The 17,780-nt window shown below is 61.9% G+C and carries 18 protein-coding genes; 6 read left to right on the top strand and 12 right to left on the bottom strand.

Going from position 1 to position 17,780, the window contains the following annotated elements:
• Nucleotides 1–50: 50 nt before the first annotated feature.
• Both AC3RCG_RS00840 and AC3RCG_RS00835 read left to right on the top strand, forming a co-directional pair.
• The gene (locus AC3RCG_RS00840) at nt 51–1,130 is read left to right on the top strand and encodes a S66 peptidase family protein (RefSeq protein WP_492404850.1); all 1,080 of its coding nucleotides are present in this window, start codon (nt 51–53) and stop codon (nt 1,128–1,130) included.
• An 85-nt stretch (nt 1,131–1,215) separates the two neighbouring features.
• The gene (locus AC3RCG_RS00835) at nt 1,216–2,109 is read left to right on the top strand and encodes a YihY/virulence factor BrkB family protein (RefSeq protein WP_070221731.1); all 894 of its coding nucleotides are present in this window, start codon (nt 1,216–1,218) and stop codon (nt 2,107–2,109) included.
• A 476-nt stretch (nt 2,110–2,585) separates the two neighbouring features.
• Here AC3RCG_RS00835 and AC3RCG_RS00830 read toward each other — a convergent pair whose 3' ends face one another.
• The 6 genes from AC3RCG_RS00830 to AC3RCG_RS00805 all read right to left on the bottom strand — a co-directional run bounded on the left by AC3RCG_RS00830 (nt 2,586) and on the right by AC3RCG_RS00805 (nt 9,257).
• A complete protein-coding gene (locus AC3RCG_RS00830; RefSeq protein WP_492404851.1) occupies nt 2,586–3,713 on the bottom strand; it encodes an acyl-CoA dehydrogenase family protein in 1,128 nt (375 codons plus the stop codon).
• Between the two features lie 40 nt (nt 3,714–3,753).
• The gene (locus AC3RCG_RS00825) at nt 3,754–4,422 is read right to left on the bottom strand and encodes an SDR family oxidoreductase (RefSeq protein ID WP_070221733.1); all 669 of its coding nucleotides are present in this window, start codon (nt 4,420–4,422) and stop codon (nt 3,754–3,756) included.
• Nucleotides 4,423–4,495: 73 nt separating this feature from the next.
• On the bottom strand, nt 4,496–5,692 hold the full coding sequence (locus AC3RCG_RS00820; RefSeq protein ID WP_492404853.1) for an acetyl-CoA C-acyltransferase: 1,197 nt from the start codon (nt 5,690–5,692) through the stop codon (nt 4,496–4,498).
• On the bottom strand, nt 5,689–7,488 hold the full coding sequence (gene aceK, locus AC3RCG_RS00815; protein ID WP_492404855.1) for a bifunctional isocitrate dehydrogenase kinase/phosphatase: 1,800 nt from the start codon (nt 7,486–7,488) through the stop codon (nt 5,689–5,691). Before aceK ends, AC3RCG_RS00820 begins: the two co-directional genes overlap by 4 nt.
• Before the next feature lie 53 nt (nt 7,489–7,541).
• Nucleotides 7,542–8,726, bottom strand: a complete 1,185-nt coding sequence (locus tag AC3RCG_RS00810) for an isovaleryl-CoA dehydrogenase (RefSeq protein WP_070260712.1) — start codon at nt 8,724–8,726, stop codon at nt 7,542–7,544.
• A 126-nt stretch (nt 8,727–8,852) separates the two neighbouring features.
• Nucleotides 8,853–9,257 (bottom strand): MerR family transcriptional regulator, encoded by a 405-nt coding sequence (locus tag AC3RCG_RS00805; protein WP_046683171.1) that lies wholly within the window; start codon nt 9,255–9,257, stop codon nt 8,853–8,855.
• A gap of 713 nt (nt 9,258–9,970) precedes the next feature.
• Between AC3RCG_RS00805 and AC3RCG_RS00800 the strand changes: the two genes are divergently transcribed.
• A complete protein-coding gene (locus AC3RCG_RS00800; RefSeq protein WP_034753756.1) occupies nt 9,971–10,378 on the top strand; it encodes a hypothetical protein in 408 nt (135 codons plus the stop codon).
• Nucleotides 10,379–10,440: 62 nt separating this feature from the next.
• Here the strand turns inward: AC3RCG_RS00800 and AC3RCG_RS00795 are convergent, their stop codons facing one another.
• The 6 genes from AC3RCG_RS00795 to AC3RCG_RS00770 all read right to left on the bottom strand — a co-directional run bounded on the left by AC3RCG_RS00795 (nt 10,441) and on the right by AC3RCG_RS00770 (nt 15,252).
• The gene (locus AC3RCG_RS00795; protein ID WP_175444817.1) at nt 10,441–10,848 is read right to left on the bottom strand and encodes a hypothetical protein; all 408 of its coding nucleotides are present in this window, start codon (nt 10,846–10,848) and stop codon (nt 10,441–10,443) included.
• A 111-nt stretch (nt 10,849–10,959) separates the two neighbouring features.
• Nucleotides 10,960–11,559: a UbiX family flavin prenyltransferase gene (locus AC3RCG_RS00790; protein ID WP_492404858.1), complete on the bottom strand. Its 600-nt coding sequence runs from the start codon at nt 11,557–11,559 to the stop codon at nt 10,960–10,962.
• Nucleotides 11,552–11,863, bottom strand: coding sequence for a Grx4 family monothiol glutaredoxin (gene grxD / locus AC3RCG_RS00785; RefSeq protein WP_034753766.1), 312 nt, complete (start codon nt 11,861–11,863; stop codon nt 11,552–11,554). The genes AC3RCG_RS00790 and grxD overlap by 8 nt, the downstream gene beginning before the upstream one ends.
• Before the next feature lie 105 nt (nt 11,864–11,968).
• A complete protein-coding gene (locus AC3RCG_RS00780) occupies nt 11,969–12,439 on the bottom strand; it encodes a GNAT family N-acetyltransferase (protein ID WP_070221738.1) in 471 nt (156 codons plus the stop codon).
• Nucleotides 12,440–12,443: 4 nt separating this feature from the next.
• Nucleotides 12,444–14,792, bottom strand: a complete 2,349-nt coding sequence (locus tag AC3RCG_RS00775; RefSeq protein ID WP_077398246.1) for a Tex family protein — start codon at nt 14,790–14,792, stop codon at nt 12,444–12,446.
• Nucleotides 14,793–14,886: 94 nt separating this feature from the next.
• Complete coding sequence (locus AC3RCG_RS00770) at nt 14,887–15,252, bottom strand: hypothetical protein (RefSeq protein WP_475416720.1); 366 nt, start codon at nt 15,250–15,252, stop codon at nt 14,887–14,889.
• Nucleotides 15,253–15,511: 259 nt separating this feature from the next.
• On the opposite strand from AC3RCG_RS00770, the gene AC3RCG_RS00765 reads away from it, so the two are divergent.
• Genes AC3RCG_RS00765 through AC3RCG_RS00755 form a run of 3 tightly spaced genes read left to right on the top strand, consistent with a single transcriptional unit; the run spans nt 15,512 to nt 17,674 of the window.
• Nucleotides 15,512–16,174: a secretin and TonB N-terminal domain-containing protein gene (locus tag AC3RCG_RS00765; protein WP_492404861.1), complete on the top strand. Its 663-nt coding sequence runs from the start codon at nt 15,512–15,514 to the stop codon at nt 16,172–16,174.
• 2 nt (nt 16,175–16,176) lie between these two features.
• The gene (locus AC3RCG_RS00760; RefSeq protein ID WP_131689786.1) at nt 16,177–16,734 is read left to right on the top strand and encodes an RNA polymerase sigma factor; all 558 of its coding nucleotides are present in this window, start codon (nt 16,177–16,179) and stop codon (nt 16,732–16,734) included.
• Between the two features lie 16 nt (nt 16,735–16,750).
• Nucleotides 16,751–17,674 (top strand): FecR family protein, encoded by a 924-nt coding sequence (locus AC3RCG_RS00755; RefSeq protein WP_492490399.1) that lies wholly within the window; start codon nt 16,751–16,753, stop codon nt 17,672–17,674.
• Nucleotides 17,675–17,780: the final 106 nt, after the last annotated feature.

The following is a 17,780-nucleotide window of genomic DNA, read 5'->3' as shown; positions in this document are numbered from 1 at the left end:
CTCGTGCGGCGGCGCCTGGCGTCGCCGTTTTTATTCCAGGAAAGGGCCGCATGTCCAGTCAGACCAATCTCAGCCGGCGCCGCTTCGGCGGCTTGCTGGCCGCCACCGTGGGGGCGGTAGGCACACCGGCGTGGGCGGCGGCCGCGCAAGGGAAGGACAAACGCATGCAACAGCACCACGCATTGATCAAACCGGCGCGCCTGCGCGACGGCGACCTGGTGGCCATCATCGCGCCGGGCGGTTTTACGGATGAGGAATCCATCGCCAAGGCCCAGCGCAATATCGAATCGCTGGGACTGCGCGCCAGTCTGGGCGCCAACATCCGCGCCGTGCACGGCAACTATGCGGGCACGGTGCAGCAACGCCTCGACGATCTGCATGCGGCGTTCGCCGATCCCGAGGTTAAGGCGATCTGGGCCATCCGTGGCGGTTCCGGCTGCATTTCGCTGCTGGCGCTGCTCGATTACGCCTTGATCCAGCGCAATCCGAAAGTGCTGATCGGCTATTCCGACATCACGGCCCTGCATCTGGGCATCGCCAGCCAGACGGGCCTGGTGACTTTCCATGGGCCCGTGGCCTCGTCCACGTTTTCCGACTACACGGTGACGCAGCTGCGCAATGTGCTGATGACGCCGCAAGACAGCTACACGATACCGATGGCGCTGGACAACCACCGCCGCGCGCAGACGCAACCGAACTTCGCCATCCGCGCCGTGCATGGCGGCCAGGCGACGGGACGCTTGACGGGCGGCAACCTGTGCATGGTCAGCGCGCTGGCCGGCACGCCGTATGCGGCCGATTTCCGCGAGCATATCCTTTTCCTCGAAGAAATCAATGAAGTGCCGTACCGCATCGACCGCATGCTATGCCAGCTCGACCTGTCCGTCGGTTTCAAGCACGCGGCGGCCTTGATGCTGGGCATCTTCGAGCATTGCGAGGCGGCCGAGGGCGACACGGCGCTGACCCTCGATGCTACCCTGGACCAGCATCTGCAGCCTTTGCGCGTGCCGGCCGTCAGCGGTTATTCGTTTGGCCACATCCGCCACCAGTTCACGCTACCGATGGGCATATTGGCGACCCTGGATGCGGACCGGCAAACCTTGACCCTGCTGGAGCCGGCCGTCTGCTAGCGTACGGTGCAGCGGGGCGATTGTCAGTATGCTAGTGTGATAAGGCGTGGCACGAGGCCGCGCCGCCTTCCTCACCGCATCCGACATGATCAACCGCCACGCCAGTACCTACATCCTCAGCCACCCGCTGGCCTTCGCGCTGCAGGTGCTCAAGGGTTTCCGCGCCAACCAGGGCTTGCTGCTGGCGGGCGCCGTCGCGTATTACTCGCTGCTGTCCATCGTGCCCTTGCTGATGCTGGTGGTGGTGGCACTGTCGCACGTGATCGCGCAGGATGAATTGCTGCAGACAATCGGCCATTACCTGGAATGGCTGGTGCCGGGGCAATCGAAGGCCATCGTGGGCGAGATTGCGCATTTTCTCGACAACCGGGGCGTGATCGGCTGGCTGCTGCTGCTGACCATGCTCTTTTTCAGCTCGCTGGCGTTTACCGTGCTGGAAAACGCCATGAGCGTGATCTTTGTCCACCGCGTCGCCATCCGCCGCCGCCATTTCCTCATTTCCGCCGTGCTGCCGTACTGCTACATCCTGTGCCTGGGCGTGGGCATCTTGCTCATCACGCTGGTGGCGGGCAGCCTGCAGGTGATGGGCGAGGAAAGCGTGCGCTTCTTACGCCACGACTGGGGCCTGGAAGGCGTGTCCGGCGTGCTGCTGTATCTGCTGGGGCTGGGTGGCGAAATCCTCGTACTCAGTTCTATTTACCTGGTCATGCCGGTGGGAAGATTGTCGATCACGCATGCGCTGATCGGCGGCGTGACGGCGGCCCTGCTGTGGGAAATTGCCCGCCATGTGCTGGTCTGGTATTTTTCGACCTTGTCGCAGGTCAATGTCGTGTACGGCTCGATGACGACGGCCATCGTCGTCATGTTCAGTCTGGAAATCGGCGCCACCCTGCTGCTGCTGGGCGCGCAAGTGATTTCCGAGTACGAAAGAGTGGCCCGTGGCGGCGAAGAAGACAAGCCGCTGGCGCTAAGGACTTGATTTAACGTATGGCTTCAATTCATTGTTGCATTGCACAAAAAGCTGTGCTATACTCCGTTCAGTGATTGAGATTTGGCAACAAATTATCTCGCCATCCAGTTTCAGCGCGGCGACCGACAGGTGTAATGTCGATGGCGTGACAGTGCGAAGAAATGGATTTTGTAATTCCGGATACGATGGTCGATTTACACCTTGGAGTCACCATGCAGATAGCATGGGAGTCCGAAAATCAGGAGGCACTTTGCAGATAGCACTGGCGTCCATGACACGATTAAAGCATTGGTAATACATTGGAACGAAGCCCGCGCTAGCGGGCTTTTTTTTCGTCTGGTGGGCGCGTTTATAAACCTACTGCGCAGCCCGCTCTCGAATCGGCGTTACTCGCCGTACCGAAGTACGGCTGCGTTACTCAATCCGATATCGGGCTTGCTCGCTACGGTTTCTAAAAGCGCCGAGACTGTTACTTCCAAATACTTTTACAAGGCCCTGGCGATCAGGATTTTCTGGATATCGCTCGTGCCCTCGTAAATCTGGCACACGCGCACGTCGCGGTAGATGCGCTCGACGGGGAAATCGGACACATAACCGTAGCCGCCGTGCACCTGGATGGCGTCCGAGCACACTTTTTCCGCCATCTCCGACGCAAACAGCTTGGCCATGGCCGCTTCCTTCAGGCAGGGCAGGCCCGCATCCTTCATGGCCGCCGCGTGGCGGATCAGCTGGCGCGCCGCTTCGATCTGCGTGGCCATGTCGGCCAGGCGGAATTGCACGGCCTGGTGTTCATAGATGGGTTTGCCAAAACTTTCGCGCTCGCGTGCGTACTGCAAGGCTGCTTCATACGCGGCGCGCGCCATGCCCACGGCTTGCGAAGCGATGCCGATGCGTCCGCCTTCCAGGCCGGACAGGGCGATCTTGTAGCCTTGGCCCTCTTCGCCTATCAGATTTTCCGCGGGGATGCGGCAATTCTCGAACAGGATTTGCGCCGTGTCCGACGAATGCTGGCCCATCTTCTGTTCCAGTCCCGCCACGATGTAGCCTGGCGTGTTCGTCGGCACCCAGAAGGCGCTGATGCCGCGCTTGCCGGCCGCCTTGTCGGTGACGGCCATGACGATGGCCACGTCCGCATACTTGCCGCTGGTAATGAACTGCTTCGTGCCATTGATTACATATGCATTGCCATCGCGGGTGGCCGTGGTGCGCAGGGCGGAGGCGTCGCTGCCCGTGTGCGGTTCCGTCAGGCAAAACGCCCCCAGCATCGTGCCTTGCGCCAGCGGACGCAGCCACTGTTCCTTTTGCGCATCATTGGCATACATCATGGCGATGCTGCACACGGGGCAATTATTCACGGAAATGATGGTCGACGTGCCGCCATCGCCGGCGGCGATTTCTTCCAGCACCAGGGCCAAGGACACGTAGTCGAGGCCGGCGCCACCGAGCGCTTCCGGCACGGCCACGCCAAAGGCGCCCAGCGCGGCCAGTTCCTGCAATTCTTCCTTGGGGAAATGATGTTCCTTGTCCCAGCGAGCCGCATTGGGCGCCAGGCGCTCGCGCGAAAAACTGCGCAGCGCTTCCTGGATCATCGATTGTTCTTCATTGAGTATCATGGGACGTCGTCTCGTTTGTTTTTATGGTGGATTCAGGGAATTACCAGGCGATGGGTTTGCCGTCGTAGTTGCGGAACACGGCCTTGTCCGTGGCCGGCAGGCTGGCCAGGGTGGCGCGGATGCCGGCAGCACTTTCTTCCGGTGAAATATCAGCGCCGGCGCCGCCCATGTCCGTGCGTACCCAACCCGGGTGGAAAGCGACGCAGCTGACGCCTTGCGGGCCATGCACGAGGGACGTGTCGATCAGCACGGAATTCAAGGCGGCCTTGCTGGCGCGGTACAGCGAACCGCTGGGGTTGCCGCGCTCGCTCAGGGAACCCATGTGCGAGGACAGCACGGCCAGCTTGCCCTTGGCGTTAGCCACCAGCGGCGCCAATATCGGCAGCAGCCGCATGGCCGCCAGCACGTTCGTGTGCATGACGAGGTCAAAATCGGCTTGCGCAGGAAACCCGTCGTGGCGGGGGCCATACACGCCCGCGTTGAGGATGGCCACGTCGAGTTTTTCATCGTCGAGCTTCCAGCCCAGGCCGGCACAGCCTTCCACATCCGTCACGTCGAGCTGGTGCGCTTCCGCGCCCAGTTGCTTGAGGGCCTCGCAGGCGTCCGGCGTGCGCGCCGTGGCGATCACTCGCCAGCCGTCGTGGCGGTATTGACGGACGATTTCGTGGCCGATGCCGCGCGAGGCGCCGATGATCAATGCGGTAGGCATATGTTTTCTCCCTGAAAATAAAATGAAAGGCGCGCACCGTGAACCGCAGTGCGCGCCCGTGCTCAGGAACAGCTTATACCAGTTCGATTGCCATCGCCGTCGCTTCGCCGCCGCCGATGCACAGGGCCGCCACGCCGCGCTTGCCGCCGGTTTTCTTCAGGGCGCCCAGCAGGGTGACGATGATGCGCGCGCCCGAGGCGCCGATCGGATGGCCCAGCGCGCACGCGCCGCCGTGGATGTTGATCTTGCTGTGCGGAATGTCGAGGTCGTGCATGGCGGCCATCGGCACGGCGGCGAACGCTTCGTTGATCTCGAACAAGTCCACCTTGCTGCTGCTCCAGCCCGTTTTCGCATACAGCTTCTTGATGGCTCCGATGGGGGCCGTGGTGAATTCGTTCGGCGCCTGCGCGTGCGTGGCGTGGCCGTGGATTTTCGCGATGACGGTGCAGCCCAGTTTTTTCGCCGTCGATTCGCGCATCAGCACCAGGGCTGCCGCGCCATCGTTGATCGACGAGGACGAGGCGGCCGTGATGGTGCCATCCTTCTTGAATGCGGCCTTCAGGGTCGGGATTTTTTCCAGGCGGGCTTTTTGCGGGCCTTCATCGATGCTGACGACGGTGTCGCCGCCGCGGCCGGAAACGGTCACGGGCACGATTTCCCATTCGAAACTGCCATCCTTGGTGGCCGCCTGCGCGCGTTTCACGGATTCAATGGCAAACGCGTCCTGCGCTTCGCGCGTGAAGCTGTACTGACTGGCGCACTCTTCGGCGAACGTGCCCATCGAGCGGGCATTGCCCTTTTCGTCGCGGCTGTAGGCGTCTTCCAGGCCATCCATCATCATGTGGTCATAGATCATGCCGTGGCCGATGCGGTAGCCGCCGCGCGCCTTCGGCACCAGGTAGGGGGCGTTGGTCATCGATTCCATGCCGCCCGCCACCACCACGTCGGCGCTGCCGGCGAGCAAGGTGTCGTGCGCGAACATGGTCGTCTGCATGGCCGAGCCGCACATTTTCGACAGGGTCACGGCGCCCGTGGAATCGGGCAAGCCTGCCTTGCGCAAGGCCTGGCGCGCGGGCGCCTGGCCCTGGCCAGCCATCAGGCAATTACCGAAAAACACGTGTTCAACGGCATCCGGCGCCACGCCGGCCCGTTCGACGGCGGCGCGGATGGCCACGGCGCCCAGGTCGCTGGCGGTGACGTTGGCAAAGTCGCCCTGGAAGGCGCCCATGGGGGTGCGCGCGGCACCGACGATTACGACTGGATCATTCATGTTGGATCTCCGGTTGAGGGGTGGGAAGGTGACTGCATACAAAAACGCAGGTGCTGCGGATACGGGAAGACGTCCTCGATATGGCCGTCTTCGATGCGCTGCTTGCGCGCCTGCCAGTAGGCGGCCGTCAGCAGGTCGGCATGGTGCTGCATGAAATAGCTGCGGATACGGGGATTGCCCAGCAGGAAGGTGCCGAATTGTTCGGGAAACACATCGTGCTTGCCGATGGGATACCACGGTTCGGCCGACATTTCTTCCTCCTCCGTGCGGGCTTGCGGGATGACGCGGAACTGGCAATCGGTGATGTACTCGATTTCATCGTAATCGTAAAATACGACACGCTGATGACGGGTCACGCCAAAGTTTTTATACAGCATGTCGCCAGGGAAAATATTCGCCGCCACCAATTCCTTGATGGCGTTGCCGTACTCGATGATGGCGTGTTCCACCAGGTCATCGCGGCCTTCCTTCTCGGCATTGCTCAGCCACATGTTCAGCGGCACCATGCGCCGCTCGATGTACAGGTGGCGGATGATGATCTGCCCGTGCTCTTCTTCGATCAGCGAGGGGGCGAACTGCTTCAGCTCGGCCAGCAGTTCCGCGGCAAAGCGGGCGCGGGGAAAAGCCACGTTGGAATACTCGAGCGTGTCGGCCATGCGGCCCACGCGGTCGTGGTGTTTCACCAGCAAATACTTTTGCTGGACTTGCGCGCGCGTGGTTTCCTTGGGAGGAGGAAAGAAATCCTTGATCACCTTGAAGACATACGGAAACGACGGCAGGGCAAATACCAGCATCACCAGGCCGCGAATGCCGGGGGCGCTCTCGAAGTGGTCCGACGAGTGTTTTAAATGCTGCAGGTAGTCGCGGTAAAACAAGGTCTTGCCCTGCTTTTGCAAGCCCAGTATCGTATAAATCTCACTGCGAGGCTTGCGCGGGAGCAAACTTCGGAGAAATTGTACGTAGGCGGACGGTACTTCCATATCCACCAGGAAATACGCGCGCGTAAACGAAAACAGCACGGCGATCTGCTGCTGCTCGAACAGCACCGTGTCGAGCACCAGCTTGCCGTGGCGGTTGTGCAGGATGGGTACGACGAACGGGTATTCGCGGTTGCCGTTGATGGCCTTGCCGACCAGGTAGGCGCCCTTGTTGCGGTAGAACAAACTGGTCAGGACCTGGAGCTGGTGGTTCGGCTCCAGCCGGTCGCTGCCGAACAGCTGCTGCAGGCGCGCTTCCACCTGGGCCACGTCGCGCTCCAGGTTGGCAAATGCGCAGTCCAGCTGGAAGTTGTTCACCATGCGCGTCAGGGTATCGCGCAAGCCGTCCTGGCCCGGGTAATACACGCGGTAGGTGGGTGCGGGGTCTTGCGTTTCGATGTATTCCGTGGAAACAACGGGGCGCACGAAAATATAGTCGTTATTGAAATACGTGCGGTGCAGGATGTTGCAGCAGACGGAATTGAAGAAGGTTTCCGCCAGTTCCGGCTGCTTGTGTTCCGTCAGCATGCCGATGTAGTGCAGCTTGAGTTCTCGCCACACTTCGTCGCTCAACTCCGACTCTTCGTACTCATCTTCAAGCATCTGCACGCATTCCTGCACGCGCTTGTCATAGAAGTCGATGCGTTCGCGGGCCGCCGTCTGTGCCGCGCTCCAGGCGCCTTGCTCGAAATACCGCTTGGCTTGCTGGCTCGTTGCGCGGAACAGGCGGTAATGCTTGTCGAAGCCGTCGCGGATGGTGCGCGCGATATCGAATGCAATCTGGGAAGAGAGCAATTTGGGGAAGGCAATGTGCGTCATAGCTGTGCTCGCATGAATGGCTCCTCACCCAGTCGATCGCCGCGCGCCCGTGCTTACTTGGTTTCCGCAAACAGTTCGCGGCCTATCAGCATGCGGCGGATTTCGCTGGTCCCGGCGCCGATTTCGTACAGCTTGGCATCGCGCCACAGGCGGCCAGCCGGATACTCGTTGATGTAGCCGTTGCCGCCCAGCGCCTGGATCGCTTCGCCCGCCATCCAGGTCGCCTTTTCCGCACTATACAGAATGGCACCGGCCGCATCCTTGCGCAACTGGCGCACGGCTTCCGGCGTGGTGGCGCGGTCGCAAGCCTGGCCCACGGCGTAGACATAGGCCTTGCACGCCATCATGGTCGAATACATATCGGCCAGCTTACCTTGCATCAACTGGAATTCGCCGATGGGCTGGCCGAATTGCTTGCGGTCATGCACGTAGGGCACGACCAGGTCCATGCAGGCCTGCATGATGCCCAGCGGGCCGCCGGACAGCACGGTGCGCTCGAAATCGAGGCCCGACATCAGCACGTTGACGCCCTTGCCCAGGCCGCCGAGCACGTTTTCGGCCGGTACTTCGCAATCCTGGAATACCAGTTCGCCCGTGTGCGAGCCGCGCATGCCCAGCTTGTCGAGCTTTTGCGCGATGGAAAAGCCCTTGAAATTCTTTTCGATCAGGAAAGCCGTCATGCCGCGCGGACCCGCTTCCAGGTCGTTCTTCGCGTACACCACCAGCACGTCCGCGTCGGGACCGTTGGTGATCCACATCTTGGTGCCGTTCAAGACCCAGCGGTCGCCCTTGAAGTCGGCGCGCAGCTTCATGCTGACGACGTCCGAGCCCGCGTTCGGTTCCGACATGGCCAGGGCGCCGATGTGCTCGCCCGTGATCAGTTTCGGCAGGTACTTCGCCTTTTGCTCGGCCGTGCCGTTGCGCTTGATCTGGTTCACGCACAGGTTCGAGTGGGCGCCGTAGGACAGGCCGACGGAAGCCGAGGCGCGCGAGATCTCTTCCATGGCGATGATGTGCGCCAGATAGCCCATGCCGGCGCCGCCGTATTCTTCGCTGACGGTGATGCCGAGCAAGCCCATGTCGCCCATCTTGCGCCACAGGTCCATGGGGAACTGGTCGGTGCGGTCGATCTCGGCCGCGCGCGGCGCGATTTCGGCGGCGGCAAATTGTTGGATCGCTTCGCGCAGGGAGGCGATGTCGTCGCCGTGGTCAAAGGTCAAGCCTGGGAGATGGAGCATGTCGTCCTCGTCGTCGTTATAAGTGTGGCGGTCATGGGTGCCGGGTCAGTGAAGCTATGATACTCAGTTGTGACGTTTACGTAAACGTAAAGTGGCGCGCGCGGCAGGTGTGCGCCGCTTGCCTTGCTAGCTTGTTTGCGCCTTATCAAGGTTCAAGTCCGCCAGCATGCGCGCGCACGCGTCTTCATGCGCGCTGATTTCCGCCAGCGCCATTTCGATATCGATGCGTTGCTGCTCCAGGGTCTGCCGGTGCTGCGCCAGCACGCCCAGGAAGCGGTCCATCTGCGCGCGCGTGTCCTTCGGCGACTCGTACATGTCGACCAGGCTCTTGATCTCCGACAAGGCCAGGCCCAGGCGCTTGCCGCGCAGGGTCAGTTTCAGGCGGGTGCGGTCGCGCGGCGTGTAGACGCGGCTGCGGCCGCCTGCGCCTTCGCGTTTCGGGCTGAGCAAGCCCTGGTCTTCATAGAAACGGATGGCGCGCGCCGTGATGTCGAATTCCCGCGCCAGTTCGGTAATGGTATAGGTCGTCATGGGTGCGGGCGGTGTCGGTTGCATGGGTGGTCGGTCGTCAGATGGGATGCGGCGAGACAGGTGGTGGCAAAGTGCCGTTTACGTCAACGTCAATACTATTGTAGCGTGCCCTGCCCGTGCTGCAACAAAGAAAAAAGAAGGCGTAAAGGGAGAATTTGGCGAATCAGACAACAATTACTGAAAATAAATTGATTCTTCTTGCACAAACGAGCTTAAGATCGAGAGTTGGTGGCCAAGATGACACCAAAAAGAGCTTTCCTGGCATAACGGCGACATTCTTTTCGCTGCGATGGCAGTAAAATTTTTTAGGTGCAGATTCTTTCCAGTAGGCACGATCAAAAAACAACGTTTCACTATGAACACGTTGTTCATGTCGTTTCCATATTGGAAACAAAATGGCCCTTCTGAAAACTTTGTCTACAAGAAATTGTATGACATGGGCATTGCATGTATCGGTAGAGGAGGGCATTATCCGATACCGTACGTTGTAATGCCAAACCGAGGCTTTGAATCGTGCTGCAGTGCGAAAATCAAGGCTAGCCGCGAATTTGACCCGAAGCCACGCAGAATCGCAAGAGAAAATTCGGCCCACTTTTTGACCTGAAAAGCCCGGCCGGAGTGTTAATTGTTAATTGATACTCTTTTCAAATGTAACAATCTGTATGGTCATTCAAGAAACTGACTTTCATGTTACAACATGAAATAGTACACCTATGAATTCTTCTAACGAACGCGAAAGCTTCAGCCAGCGACTTCAGTTGGCTCTCAAAAACGCCCATTACTCTCCAGACAGCCCGACCAGACTGGCCCGGGAATTCAACATCCGTTTCGATGGACGCCCGATTACTGTGCATGCAGCTAGGAAATGGTTAGTAGGTGAAGCAATTCCCACGCAAGAAAAATTGCGCATGATTGCCCAATGGTTGGGCGTTCCCGCGGAATGGTTGCGTTTTGGCGGTCCGGAAAGCGCCACGCCGAATGGCGAAGCGGGCAGCGCTTTATCGCGCTTTGAGTCCGCCGATGTGAAATTAATTGCCGATTTGCAAAGATTAGATGAACATCATCGTCAAATCGCGCGAGAATTTATTCGCATGCTGGTGAGAGTCAACTACCAAAAGTAAGCATCCAGGCCCTCCCCGGCCGGCGCCGTCCGCCTTACGCTGGCGGCGCTCCCCCTGTCCTTTTATTTGCGCAAGGTCATACTGGAGACATGATTTTGCCGCACAATAAGACCTCGCATGTTGCGCTGCAGCGGAATTATTTGACAATAATCCCGTACGCAGCGGCGCAGCGGCCAATACCAGCGCATAATCACATCAGAAGCAGCCAGTTCATCCACTACGGAGCCGAGCATTTGAGCCGTCTTATGAAAAGTAACTACAGCAATACCGCGCAGCTGAAGGACTTGATGACCGTGCCCCCCATGACTGCCGCGCAACATGCGGAAGTGATGCGCAAACGGATCGCCCACCGCAGGATGGTTGAAGAAGCCAGGGATTTGAAGCAGGCCAGTGCTCATCAGTTCGACAAGCGGTGAGGGATGCCTGACCAAAGCTACTGCGCGTCGCGCTTTGCGGCCGGCGATGCTCACCGTGCTTCAGCACGGTTGCGCTTCTCGGCCACAAATCACTGACGCTCGCTACGCTTTTGTCAGGCATCGTGACTTGGCAGGGGTTTCCCCGCTTTGATTGCGTTGGTGATGTCAGGTTTCTGACGCTTTAAGACCATTCCACCGCGGTGCCAGGTCGTGCTCGATGCCGAGCAGGTCGATGACCCTCGCCACCGTATGGTCGACCATGTCCGCAATGCTGTGCGGGTGGTGATAAAAGCTCGGTAAGGGCGGGAAGATGATGCCGCCCATTTCGGTCACGGCCGTCATATTGCGCAGGTGCGCCAGGTTGAACGGCGTTTCGCGCACCATCAGGATCAGGCGCCGGCGCTCCTTGAGCACCACATCGGCGGCCCGCGTGATCAGATTATCCGACAAGCCGTGCGCGACGGCCGCCAGGGTCTTCATCGAGCACGGCGCGACGACCATGCCATCGGATTGAAACGAGCCGCTGGCGATCGACGCGCCGATGTCGCGCAGCTTGTGCACCACGTGCGCCTGCGCTTCGACGTCCTTGCGTCCCACGCCCGTTTCCTGGTGCAGGGTCAAAACAGCGGCATCGGACAGGACCAGATGCGTCTCGACGCCGGGGATGGCGCCGAGCAATTGCAGCAGCCGCAAGCCATACACGGCACCCGTGGCGCCCGTGATGGCCACGACGACACGGCGCGGCCGCTGCTGCTGATTAGGCATCCAGCAGGGACTTCAATTCGCCCGATTCAAACATTTCATTCATGATATCGGAACCACCGATGAACTCGCCTTTGACATACAGCTGCGGAATGGTCGGCCAGTTCGAGTAATCCTTGATGCCTTGGCGAACTTCCGGGTCATCCAGCACGTTGACGGTAGCGATGTTTTCCACGCCGCACGCTTTCAGGATCTGGATGGCGCGGCCGGAAAAGCCGCACTGCGGGAACTGGGCCGTGCCCTTCATGAACAGCACGACTGGCGTGTTCGTCACGGTTTCTTTGATCCAGGTTTGTACGTCGCTCATAGCTGCCTCTGATGGGTAAATAAATAGATGCCGTCATTTTATAAGAAAACGACGGCACGGGTATGCGCTCAAGTCATAAATCGGGCAAGTCAGCCACGTTGACGCTTATAAGGTTTTGCCCAGACAGGTCGATTGTGCCGCGCCCACGTATTTGCCCCAGGCAAGGACCGGCACATAGCCGTGCCTGGCATAAAACGCTACCGCGCGGGCATTTGCCACGCGGGTGGACAGGTGCAGGGCCTGATAGCCATGCCGGCGCGCCTGCGCCTCCACGTGGGCCAGCAGGGCCGCGCCCACGCCTGTGCTGCCGGGATGCGCATACATGCGCTTGAGTTCGCCTATGGAACTGTCCGGCCCGCCCAGCGGGCGCAGGGCGGCGCAACCGAGCAGTGCTCCAGCCGCATCGCGGGCCAGGTAAAAGCCGCCGCGCGGCGTTGCCGCTTCGACATCGAAGGAGGAACGGCCGCTGTCGCCATTGATGCGCAGCAGCGCGTCCGACAATGCGTCGAGCAGCAGCTGGGCATCCGGGCTGGCGGCGTCCACCGCCAGGATGACGAGGTCACGCCCGGCGGCCATGGGCTTAGCCGCGCAGCTTGGCGAAGGCGGCGGCCATGCTGCCGGCCGGCTCGGGCGCGTTGCGCGACTGCGACTGGTGCTGCGCCATGCTGCGGCGGTCGTTGCGGTCGCCACGCTGCTCGGGCTTGCTGCCCGCTTGCGGCGCGCTGTCCGTCAGGCGCATGGTCAGCGCGATGCGCTTGCGCTTCTCGTCGACTTCCAGCACTTTCACGCGCACGACCTGGCCTGCTTTCACCACCGTGTGCGGGTCTTTCACAAACGTGTTCGACAGGGCCGAGATGTGCACGAGGCCATCCTGGTGCACGCCGATATCGACAAAGGCGCCAAAGGCGGCCACGTTGGTGACCACGCCTTCGAGAATCATGTCCGGGCGCAAGTCGCGGATTTCTTCCACGCCTTCCTTGAAGGTGGCGGTGGTAAATTCCGGACGCGGGTCGCGGCCCGGCTTTTCCAGTTCCTTCAGAATATCGCTAATGGTCGGCACGCCGAAGGTTTCATCCGCGTATTTTGCCGGGCTGAGGGTTTTCAGCAAGGCGGTCTCACCGATGACGGCCTTGATATCCTTCTTGATGTCGGCCAAAATCTTTTCCACCAGCGGGTACGATTCCGGGTGGACGGCCGAGGCGTCCAGCGGGTTCTCTCCGCCCATCACGCGCAGGAAGCCCGCCGCCTGTTCGTAGGTCTTGTCGCCCAGACGCGGCACCGCCTTCAAGGCCGCGCGCGAGGTGAACGCGCCCTTCATGTCGCGGTAGGTGACGATGCTTTGCGCCACGCTGGCCGACAGGCCGGACACGCGCGCCAGCAGGGGAGCGGACGCCGTGTTGACGTCCACGCCCACGGCATTTACGCAATCTTCCACCACGGCATCGAGCGAGCGAGCCAGCTGGCTTTGACTCACGTCATGCTGGTACTGGCCCACGCCGATCGATTTCGGGTCAATCTTGACCAGCTCGGCCAGCGGGTCTTGCAAGCGGCGCGCGATCGAGACGGCGCCGCGCAACGACACATCCATGTCCGGCAATTCCTTCGAGGCGAACTCGGACGCCGAATACACCGACGCGCCCGCTTCCGAGACGACGATCTTCGTCATCTTCGCTTCCGGGTGCTGCTTGATCAAATCCTGCGCCAACTTGTCCGTTTCGCGCGACGCGGTGCCGTTGCCGATGGAAATCAAGGACACATTGTGCTTGGCGGCAAGACGACCCAGCGTGTGCAAGGAGCCATCCCAGTCGTTCTTCGGCTGGTGCGGGTAGATCACGGCCGTGTCGACCACTTTACCGGTGGCATCGACCACGGCGACCTTGACGCCCGTGCGCAAGCCGGGATCGAGGCCCATGGTGGCGCGCTGGCCGGCCGGCGCGGCCAGCAGCAGCGCTTTCAGATTGGTGGCGAAGACGTTGATCGCGTCGAGTTCCGAGCGTTCGCGCAGCGCGCCCATCAGTTCAGTTTCCAGGTGCATGAAGCTTTTCACGCGCCAGGTCCAGCGCGCCGTGTCCGCCAGCCACTTGTCGGCCGGACGGCCTTGCTGCTTGATGCCGAAGCGGGCGGCGATGCGGCCCTCGCACGGATTGTGCGGCGCATCCCATTTCGGTTTTTCCGCTTCCGTGTCCAGGCGCAGGGTGACGTCGAGGATGCCTTCGCGGCGGCCGCGCAGCAGCGCCAGCGCGCGGTGCGATGGCACGGTGGAAATGGTTTCCGAGTAGTCGAAATAATCGGCGAATTTCTCGCCTTCGTCCTGCTTGCCTTCCACCACTTTCGATTCGACGATGCCGTGTTCCTGCACGTATTCGCGCAAGGTTTGCAGCAGGGTCGCGTCTTCGGCGAAGCGCTCCATCAGGATCTGGCGCGCGCCGTCGAGGGCCGCCTTGGTGTCGGCCACGCCCGGGTTGTTGCCGTCGGCACTCGTAAACGCCTCGCGCAGGAACTTGCCCGCTTCCATTTCCGGCGTCAGTTCCGGGTTTTCCAGCAAGCCGTCGGCCAGCGGCATCAGGCCCGCTTCGATGGCGATCTGCGCCTTCGTGCGGCGCTTCTGTTTGTATGGCAAATACAGGTCTTCCAGGCGGGTCTTGTCTTCCGCGTGCATGACGGCGTCGAGCAGCTCGGGCGTCATCTTGTTCTGTTCCGTGATCGACGCCACGATGGCGGCACGCCGCTCTTCCAGTTCGCGCAGGTAGCGCAGGCGCTCTTCGAGCAGGCGCAGCTGGATATCGTCGAGGCCGCCGGTCGCTTCCTTGCGGTAACGGGCGATGAAGGGCACGGTGGCGCCTTCGTCGAGCAGTTCGATGGCGGCGGCAACCTGCACCGGTTTGGCGGCAAGTTCAAGGGCAAGGCGTTGTTCGATAGTGGGCAGCATGGTTGTTTCCAGAGCGATCAAGCCTGGAATGATACGCAATCGGCGCGATTGCGCAATCTTGACAGCGCAAATGGACTGTGCGTTGACAAGCGGCCTAGCGAGCCGGCAGCAGCGGGCTGGCGGGCGTGGGAGCTGGCGGCCTTTGCGGCGTGACGGACTTGCCAAAGGCATTGCCCATGCGGTGTTCGAGGGCGGCGCGGTTGTACAGGCCCAGCTGGTTCGATGGCCGCTGCATGATCGCTTCGGCGCCGGACAGGGCGGGCGGCGGCCCGTTCATGGTGTTGCTATTCGGCAATAATTTTTCATTCAGGCAAGACATCGATGGCGCGCGCCGGCCATTCGCTTCCACTTCCACGCAGCCCTTTGGCGGCGCGGCGGCCTTCACGACGACGGTGTGCTCGTCCGCCTGCGCGGGCAGGGCGGCGCAGATCAACAGCAACAGTGATAACAGGCGTGCCATGGCGGCTCCCGGAGCGGTGAATAAGCGTCCAGCATAGCAAGGTCATGTGTCGCGGCGATGACACAGAGCGGGACGCGGGCTGGCGCCATGTCATGCAGTTGTCATTTTATGAAGCTACCATCCTGCCATTCTGCAGACAACATTGCAGTCAAGACACTTCATGAGCAGGATTTTTCGTTGCGTCCCCTGGAAAATGACACTAAGCCACCGCCGCGCCGCAAGGGGCAATGCCCTGTCCGCCTGCTTGCTGATGACATTGATGACATTGATGACATTCGCGCGGCCCGCTACCGGTGCGGATGGCGCTGATGCCGGCGCGCACTCTACCCTGCGCTTCGACTTGCCTGCCCAGCCGCTCGACGCGGCCCTGGTGGCGTTTGGCGAAGTGACCGGGTATTCCGTGCTCGTCAGCAGCCAGCTGGCGGCCGGCAGAGTGGCAGCGCCCGTGCGCGGCGACTACACGCCGGCTGAAGCGCTGCAGCGCTTGCTGGCCGGCACGCAACTGGGCGCGCGCTTTAGCGGCAGCAATGCGTTTACCTTGCTGGCGCTGGCCGACGCCCCGGCAGCGCCGGCGCCCTTGCCGGCCCAGGCCGCTCCTGCCGCGCCACCGCTGCAAGGCTATGCGGTCATCCTGCAGCGTTCGCTCACGCGCGCCCTGTGCCGCTTGCATCCGGACGCTTTCGGCCGCTACCGCCTGGCCTTCCAGTTGTGGCTCGACGAGCGGGGCAAGGTGCGCGCCGTGCACGTGCTGGAAGCGAGCGGTGTGGAACAGCGCGACAACGCCGTAGTGCAGCGCCTGCGCAGCCTGCTGATGGACGGCGCGCCACCGGCGGGCTTGCCGCAGCCGCTGACGATCCTGTTGACGCCGCGGCCCGACCCAGCTGCCGATTGTGCGCCCTACCTGCCGGCCGGAGCGACTTGAGCATGTCGGACTTGCTGAAAGCCACCTTGCGCAAGCTGTTCCTGGAACGCTATGGACAGTTTCGCCGCCACCTGCAGCGCCGCCTGGGCTCGGAAGACCTGGCCAACGACGCGCTGCATGAAACGTATTTGCGCGTGGAGCGGATGAACGCGCCCGAGGCGATCAGCTACCCATCCGCGTATCTGATGCGCATCGCCATCAACATTGCGGAAGATCAACGCCGCGACAATGCGCGCCTGCTCAGCCTTCCCGATATCGACGACTTGTACGAGATGGCCGACGAGCTGGCCGACCCGGCCCGCACCTTCAGCGCGCGCGCCGAACTGGAAGAACTGGAACGGGCCTTGCAGGAGTTGCCGAAACGCCGGCGCGCCATCGTCATCGCCGCCCGCGTCGACCAGTTGCCGCACCGCGACATCGCCGAACGCTTCGGCATTTCCGCCCGCACGGTGGAGAAGGAATTGCGCGCCGGCCTCGAACATTGCTGCGAGCGCATGGGACGCGATTTCATTCAGCGCTTCGGTCCCGGCGCGGGAAAAACGTCTAAACATCATGATTGAACAAGCGGAAGACGACATGAGTGTCATCCAGAAGGAAGCGCAGGCATGGGTCGTGCGCCTGGCCTCGGGCCAGGTCAGCGAACGCGATGCGCAAGTGTTTCGCCACTGGTGCGCGCGCAGCCGCAGGCATGCGACGGCGTTTGCCGAGGCGCGCGCCGTGTGGGGCGCCATGGCGCCGGCCGCGCGCGCCGTCAAGCGGGCACAGGCGCCGGTGAATACGGCGCGGCGCGCCTGGCTGGGCGCCGGCGTGGCCGCCTCGCTGGGCTTGCTGGTGCTGCGCCCGCCGACGGACCTGTGGCCGGCCGTGGCGGGCCTGGCCGCCGACTACGCCACGGGCACGGGCGAGCAGCGCGAAGTGGCGCTCGATGGCGGCGTGCTGGTGCAGATGAATACGCAGACGCGCCTCGACGCGGCGCCCGTGCAGGACGGCGCCGCATCGCTGGTGCTGCTGGCGGGCGAGGCGGAATTCCAGGCCGGCCTGCGCGGCGCGGCGCGGGTGCGCGTGCAGGCGGGCGACGGCAGCGTGTCGGCCGGCAGCGCGCGCTTCAATATCCGCCTGTTCGGCCAGGAAGTGTGCGTGACGTGCCTGGCGGGCCGCTTGCGCGTGGCGCAGGCCGGCCACGATGCGGAACTGGCGGCGGGCCAGCAGCTGCGCTACCGGCCCGAGCATTTCGGCATTGCCCGCGCGGTGGCCAAGAGCGACGTCAGCGCCTGGCGCCACCGGCTGCTGGTTTTTAAACAAAGCACCCTGGCCGAGGTGGTGGACGAGGTGAACCGCTACCGTCCCGGCAAGCTGATCCTCAATGGCGACGCCTTGAAACAGACGCGCGTGCAAGCGAGCTTTTCGCTCGACCGCCTCGACGACGTGATCGCCCTGATCCAGGATGCGTATGGCGCGCGCGTGACGCGGCTGCCGGGCGGCATCGTGCTGTTCGGCTGAACCCCGCCTTGGCGCGCCAAGGCGGAGCGCCAATTATGACATTTTGATGACCTTTTGCAGTCCCGGACCTTGTTCCCTGTCAATGCTGCTGGAAGCCGCGAATCAG

Source organism: Janthinobacterium sp. GW823-FHT01H08 (assembly GCF_058797855.1).
This window is presented reverse-complemented; position numbering and strand designations above follow the sequence as displayed.